The organism is Sideroxydans sp., assembly GCF_054604835.1.
The window spans coordinates 332,106-347,205 of sequence record NZ_JBTSFG010000003.1 but is presented as its reverse complement, the minus strand read 5'-3'; the positions used below and the strand labels follow the sequence as shown (position 1 = coordinate 347,205).

General features: G+C 55.2%; 27 protein-coding genes. All 27 read left to right on the top strand.

Features of this window, described 5'->3' with window-relative positions; all coding sequences use genetic code 11:
• Positions 1-16: 16 nt before the first annotated feature.
• A complete protein-coding gene (gene rpsL / locus ACYCZ5_RS07425; RefSeq protein ID WP_459724399.1) occupies positions 17-394 on the top strand; it encodes a 30S ribosomal protein S12 in 378 nt (125 codons plus the stop codon).
• A 26-nt stretch (positions 395-420) separates the two neighbouring features.
• A complete protein-coding gene (gene rpsG, locus ACYCZ5_RS07420; RefSeq protein ID WP_461544151.1) occupies positions 421-891 on the top strand; it encodes a 30S ribosomal protein S7 in 471 nt (156 codons plus the stop codon).
• 27 nt (positions 892-918) lie between these two features.
• Positions 919-3,012: an elongation factor G gene (fusA, locus tag ACYCZ5_RS07415; RefSeq protein ID WP_461544150.1), complete on the top strand. Its 2,094-nt coding sequence runs from the start codon at positions 919-921 to the stop codon at positions 3,010-3,012.
• Between the two features lie 22 nt (positions 3,013-3,034).
• The gene (tuf, locus tag ACYCZ5_RS07410) at positions 3,035-4,225 is read left to right on the top strand and encodes an elongation factor Tu (RefSeq protein WP_461544149.1); all 1,191 of its coding nucleotides are present in this window, start codon (positions 3,035-3,037) and stop codon (positions 4,223-4,225) included.
• Between the two features lie 163 nt (positions 4,226-4,388).
• Positions 4,389-4,700 (top strand): 30S ribosomal protein S10, encoded by a 312-nt coding sequence (gene rpsJ / locus ACYCZ5_RS07405; protein ID WP_407899302.1) that lies wholly within the window; start codon positions 4,389-4,391, stop codon positions 4,698-4,700.
• A 79-nt stretch (positions 4,701-4,779) separates the two neighbouring features.
• Entirely contained in the window at positions 4,780-5,424 is a 645-nt protein-coding gene (gene rplC / locus ACYCZ5_RS07400) for a 50S ribosomal protein L3 (protein WP_461544148.1), read from the top strand.
• Positions 5,424-6,050: a 50S ribosomal protein L4 gene (rplD, locus tag ACYCZ5_RS07395; protein WP_461544147.1), complete on the top strand. Its 627-nt coding sequence runs from the start codon at positions 5,424-5,426 to the stop codon at positions 6,048-6,050. Before rplC ends, rplD begins: the two co-directional genes overlap by 1 nt.
• Positions 6,047-6,361: a 50S ribosomal protein L23 gene (rplW, locus tag ACYCZ5_RS07390; RefSeq protein ID WP_461544146.1), complete on the top strand. Its 315-nt coding sequence runs from the start codon at positions 6,047-6,049 to the stop codon at positions 6,359-6,361. The genes rplD and rplW overlap by 4 nt, the downstream gene beginning before the upstream one ends.
• Before the next feature lie 3 nt (positions 6,362-6,364).
• Positions 6,365-7,192: a 50S ribosomal protein L2 gene (rplB, locus tag ACYCZ5_RS07385; protein ID WP_461544145.1), complete on the top strand. Its 828-nt coding sequence runs from the start codon at positions 6,365-6,367 to the stop codon at positions 7,190-7,192.
• A 13-nt stretch (positions 7,193-7,205) separates the two neighbouring features.
• Positions 7,206-7,481: a 30S ribosomal protein S19 gene (gene rpsS, locus ACYCZ5_RS07380; RefSeq protein WP_461544144.1), complete on the top strand. Its 276-nt coding sequence runs from the start codon at positions 7,206-7,208 to the stop codon at positions 7,479-7,481.
• A gap of 9 nt (positions 7,482-7,490) precedes the next feature.
• Positions 7,491-7,820 (top strand): large ribosomal subunit protein uL22, encoded by a 330-nt coding sequence (gene rplV, locus ACYCZ5_RS07375; RefSeq protein WP_459719411.1) that lies wholly within the window; start codon positions 7,491-7,493, stop codon positions 7,818-7,820.
• A gap of 2 nt (positions 7,821-7,822) precedes the next feature.
• The gene (rpsC, locus tag ACYCZ5_RS07370; RefSeq protein WP_461544143.1) at positions 7,823-8,536 is read left to right on the top strand and encodes a 30S ribosomal protein S3; all 714 of its coding nucleotides are present in this window, start codon (positions 7,823-7,825) and stop codon (positions 8,534-8,536) included.
• Complete coding sequence (gene rplP / locus ACYCZ5_RS07365) at positions 8,520-8,936, top strand: 50S ribosomal protein L16 (RefSeq protein ID WP_461544142.1); 417 nt, start codon at positions 8,520-8,522, stop codon at positions 8,934-8,936. The genes rpsC and rplP overlap by 17 nt, the downstream gene beginning before the upstream one ends.
• A 2-nt stretch (positions 8,937-8,938) precedes the next feature.
• A complete protein-coding gene (gene rpmC, locus ACYCZ5_RS07360; protein WP_461544141.1) occupies positions 8,939-9,133 on the top strand; it encodes a 50S ribosomal protein L29 in 195 nt (64 codons plus the stop codon).
• The gene (gene rpsQ, locus ACYCZ5_RS07355) at positions 9,130-9,375 is read left to right on the top strand and encodes a 30S ribosomal protein S17 (protein WP_461544140.1); all 246 of its coding nucleotides are present in this window, start codon (positions 9,130-9,132) and stop codon (positions 9,373-9,375) included. Before rpmC ends, rpsQ begins: the two co-directional genes overlap by 4 nt.
• Before the next feature lie 153 nt (positions 9,376-9,528).
• Positions 9,529-9,897, top strand: coding sequence for a 50S ribosomal protein L14 (rplN, locus tag ACYCZ5_RS07350; protein ID WP_461544139.1), 369 nt, complete (start codon positions 9,529-9,531; stop codon positions 9,895-9,897).
• A 20-nt stretch (positions 9,898-9,917) separates the two neighbouring features.
• Positions 9,918-10,229, top strand: coding sequence for a 50S ribosomal protein L24 (rplX, locus tag ACYCZ5_RS07345; RefSeq protein ID WP_461544138.1), 312 nt, complete (start codon positions 9,918-9,920; stop codon positions 10,227-10,229).
• An 11-nt stretch (positions 10,230-10,240) separates the two neighbouring features.
• Complete coding sequence (gene rplE / locus ACYCZ5_RS07340; protein ID WP_461544137.1) at positions 10,241-10,780, top strand: 50S ribosomal protein L5; 540 nt, start codon at positions 10,241-10,243, stop codon at positions 10,778-10,780.
• A gap of 7 nt (positions 10,781-10,787) precedes the next feature.
• On the top strand, positions 10,788-11,093 hold the full coding sequence (gene rpsN, locus ACYCZ5_RS07335; RefSeq protein WP_461544136.1) for a 30S ribosomal protein S14: 306 nt from the start codon (positions 10,788-10,790) through the stop codon (positions 11,091-11,093).
• Positions 11,094-11,103: 10 nt separating this feature from the next.
• Complete coding sequence (gene rpsH / locus ACYCZ5_RS07330) at positions 11,104-11,499, top strand: 30S ribosomal protein S8 (RefSeq protein ID WP_461544135.1); 396 nt, start codon at positions 11,104-11,106, stop codon at positions 11,497-11,499.
• 9 nt (positions 11,500-11,508) lie between these two features.
• On the top strand, positions 11,509-12,042 hold the full coding sequence (gene rplF / locus ACYCZ5_RS07325; protein ID WP_461544134.1) for a 50S ribosomal protein L6: 534 nt from the start codon (positions 11,509-11,511) through the stop codon (positions 12,040-12,042).
• A gap of 14 nt (positions 12,043-12,056) precedes the next feature.
• On the top strand, positions 12,057-12,410 hold the full coding sequence (rplR, locus tag ACYCZ5_RS07320) for a 50S ribosomal protein L18 (protein WP_461544171.1): 354 nt from the start codon (positions 12,057-12,059) through the stop codon (positions 12,408-12,410).
• Between the two features lie 14 nt (positions 12,411-12,424).
• On the top strand, positions 12,425-12,946 hold the full coding sequence (gene rpsE, locus ACYCZ5_RS07315; protein ID WP_461544133.1) for a 30S ribosomal protein S5: 522 nt from the start codon (positions 12,425-12,427) through the stop codon (positions 12,944-12,946).
• A gap of 2 nt (positions 12,947-12,948) precedes the next feature.
• Complete coding sequence (rpmD, locus tag ACYCZ5_RS07310; protein ID WP_459719454.1) at positions 12,949-13,134, top strand: uL30 family ribosomal protein; 186 nt, start codon at positions 12,949-12,951, stop codon at positions 13,132-13,134.
• Positions 13,135-13,569 carry a 50S ribosomal protein L15 gene (gene rplO, locus ACYCZ5_RS07305; RefSeq protein ID WP_461544132.1) on the top strand — a complete coding sequence of 145 codons (435 nt, stop codon included), beginning with the start codon at positions 13,135-13,137 and terminating at the stop codon, positions 13,567-13,569. It begins immediately after the preceding gene.
• Between the two features lie 9 nt (positions 13,570-13,578).
• Positions 13,579-14,874: a preprotein translocase subunit SecY gene (gene secY / locus ACYCZ5_RS07300; protein ID WP_461544131.1), complete on the top strand. Its 1,296-nt coding sequence runs from the start codon at positions 13,579-13,581 to the stop codon at positions 14,872-14,874.
• Positions 14,875-14,950: 76 nt separating this feature from the next.
• Positions 14,951-15,067, top strand: coding sequence for a 50S ribosomal protein L36 (gene rpmJ / locus ACYCZ5_RS07295; protein WP_459719462.1), 117 nt, complete (start codon positions 14,951-14,953; stop codon positions 15,065-15,067).
• The last annotated feature ends 33 nt before the right edge of the window (positions 15,068-15,100 follow it).

Below are 15,100 nucleotides of genomic sequence, written 5' to 3'. Positions count from 1 at the left end.
GAAGCGAAGATAAACAATGCCAACCATCAACCAGTTAGTGCGCAAGCCCCGGACCACGGAAATCGTCAAGAGCAAGGTGCCTGCGCTTGCCGGCAGCCCGCAAAAACGCGGCGTTTGCACGCGCGTATATACAACGACTCCGAAAAAGCCGAACTCCGCCTTGCGTAAGGTGGCAAAAGTTCGTCTGGTCAACGGCTTCGAAGTCATTTCTTACATCGGCGGTGAAGGCCACAACCTGCAAGAGCACAGCGTGGTTCTGCTGCGCGGCGGTCGTGTCAAGGACTTGCCGGGTGTGCGTTACCACATGGTGCGCGGCAGCCTGGATACGGCAGGCGTCAAGGATCGTAAGCAGTCCCGTTCCAAGTACGGCGCCAAGCGTCCGAAGAAGGCCTAATTCAACAAGTTATCTGAGGTATCGAAATGCCAAGACGTAGAGAAGTCCCCAAACGCGAAATCCTGCCGGATCCAAAGTTCGGCAATCAGGATTTGTCCAAGTTCGTTAACGTGCTGATGACTGCCGGCAAGAAGTCGGTTGCCGAGCGCATCCTGTACGGTGCGCTGGAGCAGGTCAGCAAAAAGAGCGGCAAGGACCCGATCGAGGTGTTCAATCTGGCGCTGAACAATGCCAAGCCGCAGGTGGAAGTCAAGAGCCGCCGTGTGGGTGGTGCGAACTACCAGGTTCCGGTCGAGGTGCGTCCTTCCCGTCGAGTGGCGTTGGCGATGCGCTGGTTGAAGGATTTCGCCCGCAAGCGCGGCGAGAAGTCCATGGACCTGCGTCTGGCTGGCGAGCTGATCGATGCGTCCGAAGGTCGTGGCGGCGCGGTCAAGAAGCGCGAGGAAGTGCACCGTATGGCAGATGCCAACAAGGCATTCTCGCATTTCCGTTTCTAATCAAAAGTACATAGTCAGGTAATCATCGTGGCACGTAAAACACCCATTAGCCGTTATCGCAATATTGGCATCAGCGCGCATATCGATGCGGGCAAGACAACGACGACCGAGCGCATCCTGTTCTATACAGGTGTGAGTCACAAGATAGGTGAAGTGCACGATGGTGCTGCCACCATGGACTGGATGGAGCAGGAGCAGGAGCGTGGTATCACCATCACTTCCGCAGCGACGACTTGTTTCTGGAAGGGTATGGAGAATCAGTTCCAGGAGCATCGCTTCAACATCATCGATACGCCGGGACACGTGGACTTCACCATTGAAGTTGAGCGTTCCATGCGTGTGTTGGATGGTGCGTGCATGGTGTATTGTGCGGTGGGTGGTGTGCAGCCTCAGTCTGAGACTGTTTGGCGCCAAGCCAACAAGTACAAGGTGCCGCGCTTGGCCTTCGTCAATAAGATGGACCGCTCCGGTGCGAACTTTTTCAAAGTCGTCGAGCAGATGGGTACTCGCCTGAGAGCGAATCCTGTGCCGATCGTGGTGCCTATCGGTGCTGAAGAGAAGTTCGAGGGTGTGGTCGATCTGATCAAGATGCGCGCTATCTACTGGGATGAGGCGTCTCAGGGTATGACGTTCGACTACCGCGACATTCCTGCCGATCTGGTTGATGTGGCTGCTGAGTGGCGCAGCAAGATGGTTGAGTCGGCTGCCGAGGCTTCAGAAGAGTTGATGAACAACTATCTGGAAAATGGCGATCTGACAGAAGATGAGATCGTGGCCGGTTTGCGCATCCGAACCATCGCGTGTGAGATTCAGCCGATGATGTGTGGTAGTGCGTTCAAGAACAAGGGCGTGCAGCGTATGCTGGATGCGGTTATTCAGTTCATGCCGTCACCTTCTGATATTCCCGATGTGGAAGGCGAGTCTGAAGAAGGCGAGCCGCTGACACGCAGGGCGGATGATGAAGAGAGCTTCTCGGCGCTGGCATTCAAGCTGATGACTGACCCGTTTGTGGGACAACTGACTTTCGTGCGCGTTTATTCCGGTGTGCTGAAAAAAGGCGACACGGTGTACAACTCCGTGCGCGGTAAGAAGGAGCGTATTGGCCGTATCGTGCAGATGCATGCGAACGAGCGTCAGGAAGTGGATGAGATTCTGGCTGGCGACATCGCTGCTTGTATCGGCTTGAAAGAAGTGACTACCGGCGAGACTCTGTGTAGTACAGCGAAGCCAATTATTTTGGTGCGCATGGTATTCCCTGATCCGGTGATCCACGTTGCTGTTGAGCCGAAGACCAAGGCCGACCAAGAGAAGATGGGTATCGCGCTGGGCCGTCTGGCGGCAGAAGATCCTTCCTTCCGTGTTCGTACCGACGAAGAATCCGGCCAGACCATCATGTCTGGTATGGGCGAGTTGCACCTCGAGATTCTGGTCGATCGTATGAAGCGCGAGTTCGGCGTTGAGGCAAACGTGGGCGCACCTCAAGTGGCTTATCGTGAGGCGATCAAGAAGACTGTTGAAGTCGAAGGCAAGTATGCCAAGCAGACGGGTGGCCGCGGTCAGTACGGTCACGTGTGGATCAAGATGGAGCCGAACGAAATCGGCAAGGGCTTTGAATTCGTTGATGGCATCAAGGGTGGTACCGTGCCGCGCGAGTTCATCCCTGCTGTTGAAAAGGGTCTGCGCGAGACTCTGCCGAACGGTGTGTTGGCTGGCTATCCGATCGAAGACGTTAAGGTTACTTTGTTCGACGGTTCTTACCATGATGTGGACTCGAATGAAAATGCGTTCAAGATGGCTGCGTCCATGGCGTTCAAGGACGGTATGCGCAAGGCAAATCCTGTTCTGCTCGAGCCGATGATGTCTGTCGAAGTGGAAACGCCGGAAGACTACACCGGTACTGTGATGGGTGACTTGTCCTCTCGTCGCGGCATGGTGCAAGGTATGGATGACATGGCTGGTGGTGGCAAGTCGGTCAAGGCGGAAGTACCGCTGGCTGAGATGTTCGGTTATTCAACCGCGCTGCGCTCTGCGACCCAAGGTCGTGCGACTTACACCATGGAATTCAAACACTATGCTGAAGCGCCGAAGAATGTCGCCGAAGCGATCATGAATAAGAAATAATTTAGATTAAGGAAGAAATATCATGGCAAAGAGCAAATTTGAACGTACCAAACCGCACGTAAACGTCGGCACGATCGGCCACGTTGACCACGGCAAGACCACGCTGACAGCGGCGATCACGACAGTGTTGTCGAAGAAATTCGGCGGCGAAGCCAAAGGCTACGACCAGATCGATGCAGCGCCTGAAGAAAAGGCACGCGGCATCACCATCAACACCGCCCACGTCGAATACGAGACAGCGACCCGTCACTACGCACACGTTGACTGCCCGGGCCACGCCGACTACGTTAAGAACATGATCACCGGCGCAGCCCAGATGGACGGCGCGATCCTGGTCGTCTCTGCAGCTGACGGCCCTATGCCCCAGACTCGCGAGCACATCCTGCTGGCCCGTCAAGTTGGCGTGCCGTACATCATCGTGTTCATGAACAAATGCGACATGGTTGACGACGCAGAACTGCTGGAACTGGTTGAAATGGAGATCCGCGAACTGCTCTCCAAGTACGACTTCCCGGGCGACGACACACCGATCATCCACGGCAGCGCCAAGCTGGCTGTCGAAGGCGATGCAGGCGAACTGGGCGAAGGCGCCATCCTCAAGCTGGCCGCCGCACTGGACTCCTACATCCCGACACCCGAGCGCGCCATCGACGGCGCCTTCCTGATGCCAGTGGAAGACGTGTTCTCCATCTCCGGTCGCGGTACCGTTGTGACTGGTCGTATCGAGCGCGGCATCATCAAGGTCGGCGAAGAGATCGAGATCGTCGGTATCAAGCCCACACTGAAGACCACCTGCACCGGCGTGGAGATGTTCCGCAAGCTGCTGGACCAGGGGCAGGCAGGCGACAACGTCGGCGTGCTGCTGCGCGGCACCAAGCGTGAAGAAGTCGAGCGCGGTCAAGTGTTGGCCAAGCCCGGTTCCATCACCCCGCACACCAAGTTCACAGCCGAGATCTACGTGCTGGGCAAAGACGAAGGTGGTCGTCACACCCCGTTCTTCCAAGGCTACCGTCCGCAGTTCTACTTCCGTACGACTGACGTGACTGGCGCGGTTGAACTGCCGGCCGGCACCGAGATGGTGATGCCTGGTGACAACGTATCGATCACAGTGAACCTGATCAACCCGATCGCGATGGAAGAAGGTCTGCGCTTCGCGATCCGCGAAGGCGGTCGTACCGTCGGCGCCGGTGTGGTTGCCAAGGTTCTCGAGTAATAGGCTAAGAAACAAGAACAATGGAACGTGCGTGACCGCACGTTCCATTGTTCTGTTGCAAAGAGTATCGAGTAAGCATACAATGCGCGCCCTCGCGTGGTAGGTCCACGCGAATTTCGTTCTTTAAACCAGCGGCTATGCCGCATAGATGCAAGAGAAGATTATGCAAAGTCAAAAAATTCGCATTCGCCTGAAGGCGTTCGACTATCGTCTGATCGACCAATCTGCCCTGCAGATCGTGGACACGGCCAAGCGCACAGGCGCTGTGGTAAAAGGCCCGGTTCCGTTGCCGACCAAGATCGAGCGCTTCGACGTGCTGCGTTCCCCGCACGTGAATAAGACTTCGCGCGATCAATTCGAGATTCGTACCCATCTGCGCCTGATGGACATCATCGACCCTACAGACAAGACTGTGGATGCGCTGATGAAGCTGGATCTGCCGGCTGGCGTGGATGTTGAGATCAAGTTGCAGTAATCGCAGTATTTGCAGTAGCAGTATTGGTAGTTGAATCGGCTGACCAATTGAAGTCAGCCCCTTAATAAAAGGAAATAAAATGAGCTTAGGACTTGTCGGTCGCAAGATTGGCATGACCCGCATTTTCACCGACGATGGTTCATCGTTGCCGGTGACTGTGCTGGACGTGTCCAATAATCGTGTCACCCAGATCAAAACCGCTCCCACTGATGGTTACAGTGCTGTGCAGGTCGCGTTCGGTACGCGCCGCGCCAGCCGCGTGACCAAGGCGGCTGCCGGGCATTTCGCCAAGGCGGGCGTTGAGGCGGGTAGCATCCTTAAAGAATTCACAGCATCGCCCGAGCAACTTGCCAGCCTGACGGTCGGCGGTAGCGTGGGTATCGATCTGTTCCAGGTCGGCCAGAAGGTTGATGTGACGGGCGTGACTATCGGTAAAGGTTATGCCGGTACCATCAAGCGCCATCACTTCAAGTCCGGTCGCGCAACGCACGGTAACTCCAAGTCGCACAACGTACCGGGTTCTATCGGTATGGCGCAGGATCCCGGTCGCGTGTTCCCTGGTAAGCGCATGACCGGTCACCTCGGTGACGTGCAGCGCACTGTTCAAAATCTCCAGATCGTTCGTATCGATGCCGAGCGCCAGTTGTTGCTGGTGCGCGGTGCCGTTCCGGGCGCGCCAGGCGGCGATGTGATCGTACGCCCGGCAGTGAAGGCGGGGGCATAATGGAACTCAAGGTTATCAACGAAAACGGCAAGGCCGGCAAGAGCATGAATGCTTCTGACGACCTGTTCGGTCGCGAGTACAACGAAGCGCTAGTTCACCAATTGGTGGTTGCATATCAGGCGAACGCCCGCTCTGCAAACAGCAAGCAAAAGGGTCGTAGCGAGATCGCAAAGTCTACGCACAAGCCATTCGCGCAAAAAGGTACGGGTCGTGCCCGTGCCGGTCGTGCCTCCAGCCCGTTGTGGCGCGGTGGTGGTAAGATTTTCCCGAATCAGCCCGATCAGAACTATTCGCACAAGATCAACCGCAAGATGTATCGCGCCGGTTTGGCGTCGATCTTCTCGAAGTTGGTCAGCGAAGGCCGTCTGAGCGTGTTGGATGCACTGTCCGTCGACGCACCCAAGACCAAGCTGCTGGCAGCGAAGATCAATGACATGGGGCTGAAAGATGCTCGCGTCATGATCATCACTGACAACATCGACGAAAATATGTATCTGGCTTCGCGCAACCTGCCTAACGTGCTGGTGGTTGAAGTGCATCAGGCCGACCCAGTCAGTCTGGTTCGTTTCCCGAACGTGCTGGTTACGCGCAGTGCGATCGCCAAAATTGAGGAGATGCTGGCATGACGACCAAGAACATCGAAGAGCGTCTGTTGCACATTCTGCTGGCGCCGCAGATCTCTGAAAAGGCCACGTTCGTTGCAGAGAAGAACGAGCAGGTCATTTTCCGTGTGGCTTCCGACGCCACCAAGCCTGAAGTCAAGGCGGCAGTCGAGAAGTTGTTCAATGTGACCGTTGATAGCGTGCAGATCAGCAATGTGAAGGGCAAGCAAAAGCGCTTTGGCCGATTCATGGGCAGCCGCAAAGACTGGAAGAAAGCCTATGTTTGTCTGGCTGCCGGTCAGGAGATCAACTTTGCCGCAAGTGAGCAGGGGTAAAACATGGCACTGATTAAACTCAAACCTACATCGCCTGGTACACGTTCGGTAGTGCGTGTGGTCAACAAGGAATTGCACAAGGGTAAGCCTGTTGCAGCCTTGCTGGAAAAGAAGACGCGTACCGCAGGTCGTAACAACAATGGTCATATCACTACCCGTCACATGGGTGGTGGACACAAGAAGCATTATCGTTTGGTTGACTTCAAGCGTAACAAGGATGGCATTCCGGCCAAAGTTGAACGTCTGGAATACGATCCGAACCGCACTGCGCATTTGGCGCTGCTGCTGTACGCGGATGGCGAGCGTCGTTACATCATCGCTCCCAAGGGTATCTCTGCTGGTGCCGAACTGATCAGCGGATCTGAAGCCCCGATCAAAGCGGGTAATGCGCTGCCGTTGCGCAATATCCCGGTGGGCTCGACCATACACGCGATCGAGATGCTGCCGGGCAAGGGTGCGCAATTGGCGCGCTCCGCCGGCGCGGCAGTGCAACTGCTGGCCCGTGAAGGTAGCTATGCGCAGTTGCGCCTGCGCTCCGGTGAGATCCGCAAGGTCCACATCGACTGCAAAGCGACATTGGGCGAAGTGGGCAACTCCGAGCATAGCCTGCGTTCCATCGGCAAGGCCGGTGCAAATCGCTGGCGCGGTATTCGTCCGACGGTTCGCGGCGTGGTGATGAACCCGGTCGACCACCCGCACGGTGGTGGTGAAGGCAAGACTGCTGCGGGTCGTCATCCGGTCAGCCCATGGGGCACGCCGGCTAAGGGCTACCGTACACGCAGCAACAAGCGCACTACGAATATGATCGTGCGTCGTCGCTTCAAGGCTTAAGGGGTAAATCAGAATGGCACGTTCAATTAAAAAAGGTCCTTTCGTCGATCTGCACCTGATTAAGAAGGTCGAGACGGTCCGCGCAACCAATGACAAGCGCCCGGTCAAGACCTGGTCCCGCCGCTCGACGGTGTTGCCCGAGTTCGTCGGTCTCACGATCGCCGTTCACAACGGCAAGGCGCATGTTCCGGTATATATCTCCGAGAACATGGTTGGTCACAAGCTGGGCGAATTTTCGCTGACGCGTACCTTCAAGGGCCACGTCGCTGACAAAAAAGCGAAGAAATAAGGAGAGATGATGAGTACAACAGCAGTCATCCGGGGTGTACGTTTGTCGGCGCAGAAGGCGCGTCTGGTCGCTGACCAGATTCGTGGTCTGCCTGTCGCGCAAGCCTTGAACATTTTGACTTTCAGCCCAAAAAAGGGCGGCGCCATCATCAAGAAGGCGCTGGATTCAGCGATCGCCAATGCCGAGCATAACGACGGCGCGGACATCGATGAATTGAAGGTTTCTACCATCTACGTGGACAAAGGTGCTTCCCTCAAGCGCATGATTCCCCGCGCCAAAGGCCGTGGAACAAGCATCGAGAAGCAGACTTGCCACATTACGATCACCGTCGGGAGCTAAGCATGGGTCAGAAAATTCATCCGATTGGTTTCCGCTTGAGTGTCACTAAGAACTGGTCGTCCAAGTGGTATTCCAACAGCAAGAACTTCGCTGATCTGCTGCATAAAGACATCGAAGTGCGTGATTATCTGAAGAAGAAGCTGGCTGGTGCCGGCGTCTCCAGAATCATCATCGAGCGTCCTGCCAAGAACGCCAAGATCACTATCTACACGGCTCGTCCTGGTGTGGTGATCGGCAAGAAGGGCGAAGACATCGAAAAATTGCGCGTCGAATTGCGCAAGCGCATGGGTCTGCCTGATGTTGGTTTGAATATCGAGGAAGTTCGCAAGCCGGAAGTGGACGCGCAGTTGATCGCCGAGTCCATCACTCAGCAGCTCGAGAAACGCATCATGTTCCGTCGCGCCATGAAGCGTGCCATGCAAAACGCTATGCGTCTGGGTGCTCAGGGCATCAAGATCATGAGTGCAGGCCGTCTGAATGGTATCGAGATCGCGCGTACCGAGTGGTATCGCGAAGGCCGTGTGCCATTGCACACACTGCGTGCCGATATCGACTACGGCTTTGCCGAAGCGAAGACAACCTACGGCATCATCGGCGTCAAGGTGTGGGTATACAAGGGTGACCAGACTGGTCAGCAGGAAGTCGCTGCTCCCGCTGTTGCCGAGCCAGAAAAGAAAGTAAGAAAGTCGGGAGCAAAACATGCTACAGCCAGCTAGAAGAAAGTACCGCAAGGAGCAGAAAGGCCGTAACACCGGCATCGCAACGCGCGGCAACAAGGTGAGTTTCGGCGAGTTCGGTCTTAAGGCCGTGGGCCGCGGCCGTCTGACTGCTCGTCAGATCGAAGCAGCCCGTCGTGCCATGACGCGTCACATCAAGCGTGGTGGTCGTATCTGGATCCGCGTATTCCCGGACAAGCCGATCTCCAAGAAGCCTGCAGAAGTGCGTATGGGTAACGGTAAAGGAAATCCGGAGTACTACGTAGCCGAGATCCAGCCGGGCAAGATGCTGTACGAGATGGACGGTGTGGCAGAAACATTGGCGCGTGAAGCGTTCAAGCTGGCATCAGCAAAGCTGCCGCTTGAGACGACTTTCGTTGTCAGACAGGTAGGAGCGTGATCATGAATGCTAGTGAACTGAAGAGCAAATCCGTTGCCGAGTTGCATGAAGAGCTGATGTCTTTGAGCAAGGCGCAGTTCGGCCTGCGCATGCAACTTGCAACACAGCAACTGAGCAATACCAGCCAGTTGAAAAAGGTGCGCCGTGACATCGCGCGTGTGAAAACCGTATTGACAGAAAAAGGTGTGCAGCAATGAGTGCAGCTAATCTGAAACGCGCCCTGACCGGCACAGTCGTCAGCAACAAAATGGACAAGACCGTCACGGTCCTGGTTGAGCGCAAGGTGAAGCACCCTGTGCTGGGCAAGGTCGTTCGCGTCTCCAAGAAATACCACGCTCATGACGAGAACAATGCTTGCAATGAGGGCGATATGGTGACTATCGAGGAGATGCGCCCTATGTCCAAGACCAAGACATGGCGTGTTGCCAAGGCTGATTGATGAGTCCGCGGTTGCGTAATTGAAAATTATGCTTGCGCAAAGGCGCAAGTCTGACTAGAATGCGCGGCTTCGTTTCACCGTCGCTTGCGGCGGCCTAACCCGAACGGGTTCCAAAACTAGCCGCCGCAGGCGGAATAAGTTGGAGATTAAAAAATGATACAAATGCAGTCTGTTTTGAATGTGGCTGACAACACTGGCGCACGCTCGGTTATGTGCATCAAGGTGTTGGGTGGTTCCAAGCGTCGTTATGCCGGCGTGGGCGATGTGATCAAGGTCAGCATCAAGGATGCTGCGCCGCGTTCGCGCGTCAAAAAAGGCGAAGTCTACAGTGCAGTGGTCGTTCGCACAGCCAAGGGTGTTCGTCGCACTGACGGCTCTCTGATCAAGTTCGATGGCAACGCTGCAGTTCTGCTGAACAACAAGCTGGAGCCGATCGGCACACGCATCTTCGGGCCGGTTACGCGTGAATTGCGTAACGAGAAGTTCATGAAGATCGTTTCCCTGGCGCCTGAAGTGCTGTAAGGGAAGGATAAGGAAAAATCATGCGCAAGATTAAAAAAGATGATGATGTGATCGTGATCGCCGGCAAGGATAAGGGCAATCGCGGTAGCGTTATGAAGGTGGCTGATGACTACGTGGTGGTGTCGGGCATCAACAAGGTCAAGAAGCACCAGAAGCCGAATCCCATGAAAGGGACCTCGGGCGGTATCGTCGAGATCGAGAAGCCGATGCACATCTCCAATGTGGCCATCTTTAATGCGGCTACCAAAAAGGCGGATCGTGTTGGTATCAAGCAGCTGGAAGACGGGCGCAAAGTGCGCATCTTCAAGTCCAGCGGCGAAGTGATTGCATAAGGGGTATGAGCATGGCTCGTTTTAATCAGTTCTATAAAGAGACCGTGGCGCCGCAGCTGATGAAGCAGTTCGGCTACAAGTCTGTCATGGAAGTGCCGCGCATCGAGAAGATCACCCTGAATATGGGTGTGGGCGAAGCGGTTGCCGACAAGAAGGTGATGGATCACGCGGTTAGCGACATGACCAAGATTGCAGGCCAGAAGCCTGTCGTGACCAAGTCCAAGAAATCCATCGCCGGTTTCAAGATCCGCGAGAACTATCCGGTCGGCTGCAAAGTAACGCTGCGCCGCGAACGCATGTTCGAATTCATGGATCGCCTGGTTACAGTTGCGATTCCTCGTATTCGCGACTTCCGTGGTATTTCGGGCAAGTCTTTTGATGGCCGTGGCAATTACAACATGGGTATCAAAGAGCAGATCATCTTCCCGGAGATCGAGTACGACAAGATCGACGCTCTGCGTGGCATGAACATCACGATCACAACGACTGCGAAGACCGACGAAGAAGCGCGTGCGCTTCTGATGGCTTTCAAATTCCCATTGAAGAACTGAGGGTGATATGGCTAAAACAGCTTTGATTAACCGCGAACAGAAACGCCGCGACGCAGTGAAGAAATTCGCTGGGAAGCGTGCCGAGCTGTTGGCAATCGCGACAAATATGTCGCTGAGCGATGAAGAGCGTTTTGCTGCTCGTCAAAAACTGCAGGCGCTGCCTCGTGATTCCAGCCCGGTGCGTTTGCGTAATCGTTGCGCGCTGACTGGTCGCCCACGTGGCACCTTCAGCAAGTTCGGTCTGGGCCGCATCAAATTGCGTGAATACGCAATGCGCGGCGAGATCCCTGGTGTAGTCAAGGCAAGCTGGTAAGGGTGAATTTATGAGCATGAGTGATCCTATCGCCGATATGTTGACGCGTATTCGTAACGCGCAAATGGCGGAAAAAACAATCGTGGCAATGCCATCATCCAAGATCAAGGCTGCAATCGCCAAGGTTCTGCAGGATGAAGGCTATGTCGATGGCTTCAAAGTCATGGAAAACGACGGCAAGCCGATGCTGGAAATCGGTTTGAAGTATTACGCTGATCGTCCTGTGATCGAAAAGATCCAGCGCGTGAGCCGTCCCGGCCTGCGTGTGTACAAGGGCAGCGAAGATATCCCTCACGTGATGAACGGTATGGGTATCGCGATCGTGTCCACGTCCAAGGGCTTGATGACAGACCACAAAGCACGTGCCAACGGTATCGGCGGCGAAGTGCTGTGCATCGTGGCGTAAGGGGGGGATATGTCTAGAGTTGGTAAGAATCCAGTTGTGGTGCCGGCCGGTGTGGAAGTCACCCTGGCTGCAGACAAGATCTCCGTAAAGGGCCCGTTGGGTTCACTTACGCAAGTTCTTAAGGGCGAAGTTACCGTGGTGCGCGAAGGCGATCAGTTGCTTTGCAAGGCTGTCGGTGAATCTGCCCAGGCCAATGCGATGTCCGGCACGATACGCGCCCTGTTGGCAAACATGATGAATGGTGTGAGCAAGGGTTTCGAGCGCAAGCTGACCCTGGTGGGCGTCGGTTATCGTGCACAAGCTGCTGGCGATACGCTGAATCTGTCACTTGGATTCTCTCATCCTGTCGCGCACAAGATGCCGCAAGGTGTGAAGGTCGTGACACCCAGTCAGACCGAGATCGTGCTGACCGGAGCAGACAAGCAGCAAGTTGGTCAGGTTGCCGCCGAGATCCGCGCTTATCGTGAACCTGAGCCTTACAAGGGCAAGGGCGTGCGTTACGCAGACGAAGTGGTGCTCCTCAAAGAAACCAAGAAGAAATAATCGAGGTTGATATGTTGAATAAGAATGAATCGCGTCAACGCAGGTCACGTAAAACCCGCGCAAGAATCGCTGAACAGAAGGCTGTGCGTCTGGCAGTCCATCGCACCAATCTGCACATCTATGCGCAAGTGATCTCGGCTGATGGTGGCCAGATTCTGGCTAGTGCTTCCACGCTGGAAGCAGAAGTGCGCAAGAGCGTGGGTAACGGCGGCAATGCAGCTGCGGCGGCGGTAGTCGGCAAGCGTATCGCTGAAAAAGCCAAGAGCGCAGGCGTTACTGCTGTTGCGTTTGACCGTTCCGGCAACAAGTACCATGGTCGCATCAAAGCGCTGGCAGAAGCGGCGCGCGAAAATGGCTTGCAGTTCTAAGATCGAGGTGAATCATGGCTAAAGCACAAGGTAAGAATCAGCAGCCCGAAGACAAAGGTGACGGCCTCATCGAAAAGATGATCCATGTGAACCGCGTCACCAAGGTGGTGAAGGGTGGTCGTATCATGGGTTTCGCGGCGCTCACAGTAGTGGGTGACGGCGATGGTCGCGTCGGCATGGGTAAGGGCAAATCCAAGGAAGTGCCGGTGGCTGTGCAGAAGGCGATGGAAGAATGTCGTCGCAAGCTGGTCAAGGTCAATCTGAAGGATGGCACGTTGCATCACGCAGTGATCGGTCGTCATGGCGCCGCCAAGGTCGTTATGCTTCCTGCTTCCGAAGGTACCGGAATTATTGCCGGTGGCGCGATGCGCGCTGTGTTCGAGGCGGTCGGTGTTCGCAACGTTCTGGCCAAGTGTCTTGGCTCCAACAATCCGTACAACGTCGTTCGTGCAACATTGAATGGTCTGCAGGCGCTGAATTCTCCGGCCGAGATTGCGGCCAAGCGTGGTAAGAGCGTCGAAGAGATCGCGGGGTAATCATGGCTAAAGAAAAAACATTGAAGGTTACGCAGGTCAAAGGCCTGATCGGAACTAAGCAGTCGCATCGCGACACCATTCGCGGTCTGGGTCTGCGCCGAATCAACCACACGGTTGTTCTGGAAGACACCCCGGCAGTACGCGGCATGATTAACAAGGTGTTCTACCTGGTCAAGTGCGAGGCATAAATGGAACTCAATCAAATTAAACCTGCCGATGGCGCCAAGCATTACAAGCGTCGTGTTGGTCGTGGTATCGGCTCCGGCCTGGGAAAGACCGCCGGTCGTGGTCACAAGGGTCAAAAGTCACGTGCTGGCGGTTTCCACAAAGTGGGCTTTGAAGGCGGTCAGATGCCTTTGCAGCGTCGCTTGCCTAAGCGCGGTTTCGTTTCTCTGACTCGTAACGATACAGCGCAAGTTCGCTTGTCTGACTTGGAGAAGATGCCCGTCGACACAATCGATCTGTTGGCTTTGAAGCAGGCTGGTGTGGTTGCTGCAACTGCGCTGGGAGCGAAGGTGATTCTTGCTGGTGAGCTCACTCGTGCAGTCAAGCTGCAGGGTTTGCTGCTGACCAAAGGCGCTCGCGCCGCTGTTGAAGCTGCCGGTGGCAGCGTCGCAGAATAAGGATCGTCTGTGAAAGCTGTAGCCAAGAATAAATACGGTGATCTGAGCAAGCGCCTTTGGTTCTTGCTTGGGGCATTGGTGGTGTACCGTATCGGTGCGCATATTCCAGTGCCGGGTATCGACCCGAACGTTTTGGCCGATCTGTTCAAGCAACAACAAGGTGGCATCCTTGGCATGTTCAACATGTTCTCGGGTGGTGCGCTCGAACGCTTCACTATTTTGGCGCTGGGCATCATGCCGTACATCTCTGCATCGATCATCATGCAGTTGGCATCGATCGCAGTGCCGCACTTGGAGCAGTTGAAAAAGGAAGGCGAAGCTGGACGCCGCAAGATCACCCAGTACACGCGTTACGGTACGCTGGTGTTGGCTTTGTTCCAGTCATTCGGTATCGCTGTGATGTTGCAGTCGCAGAAGGATCTGGTGCTCGAGCCGGGCATGATGTTCCAGATGACGACGGTGGTGACCCTGGTTACCGGCACGATGTTCCTGATGTGGCTGGGTGAGCAGATCACCGAGCGCGGTTTGGGTAACGGTATCTCGCTGATCATCTTCGCGGGTATTGCGGCAGGTCTGCCTAGTGCGATCGGCAACACTCTGGAAATGGCACGCACCGGAGCGTTCTCCGTGCCGCTGGTTTTGGCGCTGTTCTTTGGTGCCATCGCCGTCACGGCACTGGTGGTGTTCGTGGAGCGCGGTCAGCGCAAGGTGTTGGTGAACTATGCCAAACGTCAGGTGGGTAACAAGATCATGGGTGGCCAGAGCTCGCATCTGCCGCTGAAGCTGAATATGGCCGGCGTGATCCCGCCGATCTTCGCTTCCAGCATCATCCTGTTCCCGGCGACTTTGGCGGGTTGGTTCGGCAGTGGTAGCAGCATGACCTGGTTGAAGGATGTGAGCGACAAGCTGGCTCCCGGACAGCCGATCTATGTGATGTTCTATGCAGCTGCGATCATCTTCTTTTGCTTCTTTTACACCGCGCTGGTGTTCAGTCCAAAAGAGACCGCTGACAATTTGAAGAAAAGCGGTGCTTTCCTTCCGGGGATACGTCCGGGTGACCAGACTGCGCGCTATATCGAAAAGATCATGCTGCGTCTGACCATGGTGGGTGCGGTGTACATCACGCTGGTTTGTCTGCTGCCCGAGTTTTTGGTGGTCAAGTGGAATGTGCCGTTCTATTTCGGTGGTACGTCGCTCTTGATCCTGGTTGTGGTGACTATGGATTTCATGGCGCAAGTTCAGTCTTACTTGATGACCCACCAATATGAAAGCCTGTTGAAGAAGGCTAATTTTAAAGCCGGTTAAACGGTAGAAGCATCGCTGGATACTTTAGCTATATGCCAAGTACATGGCTTTGAATTGAAGAAGCAAGGAGAAACAAATGAAAGTCCAAGCATCCGTAAAGAAAATGTGCCGCAATTGCAAGATCGTGCGTCGCAACCGTGTGGTCCGTGTGATCTGCAGCAGCGATCCTCGCCACAAACAGCGCCAGGGTTGATTGAGTACAATCGCCGCTGGATGTTAGAATTCG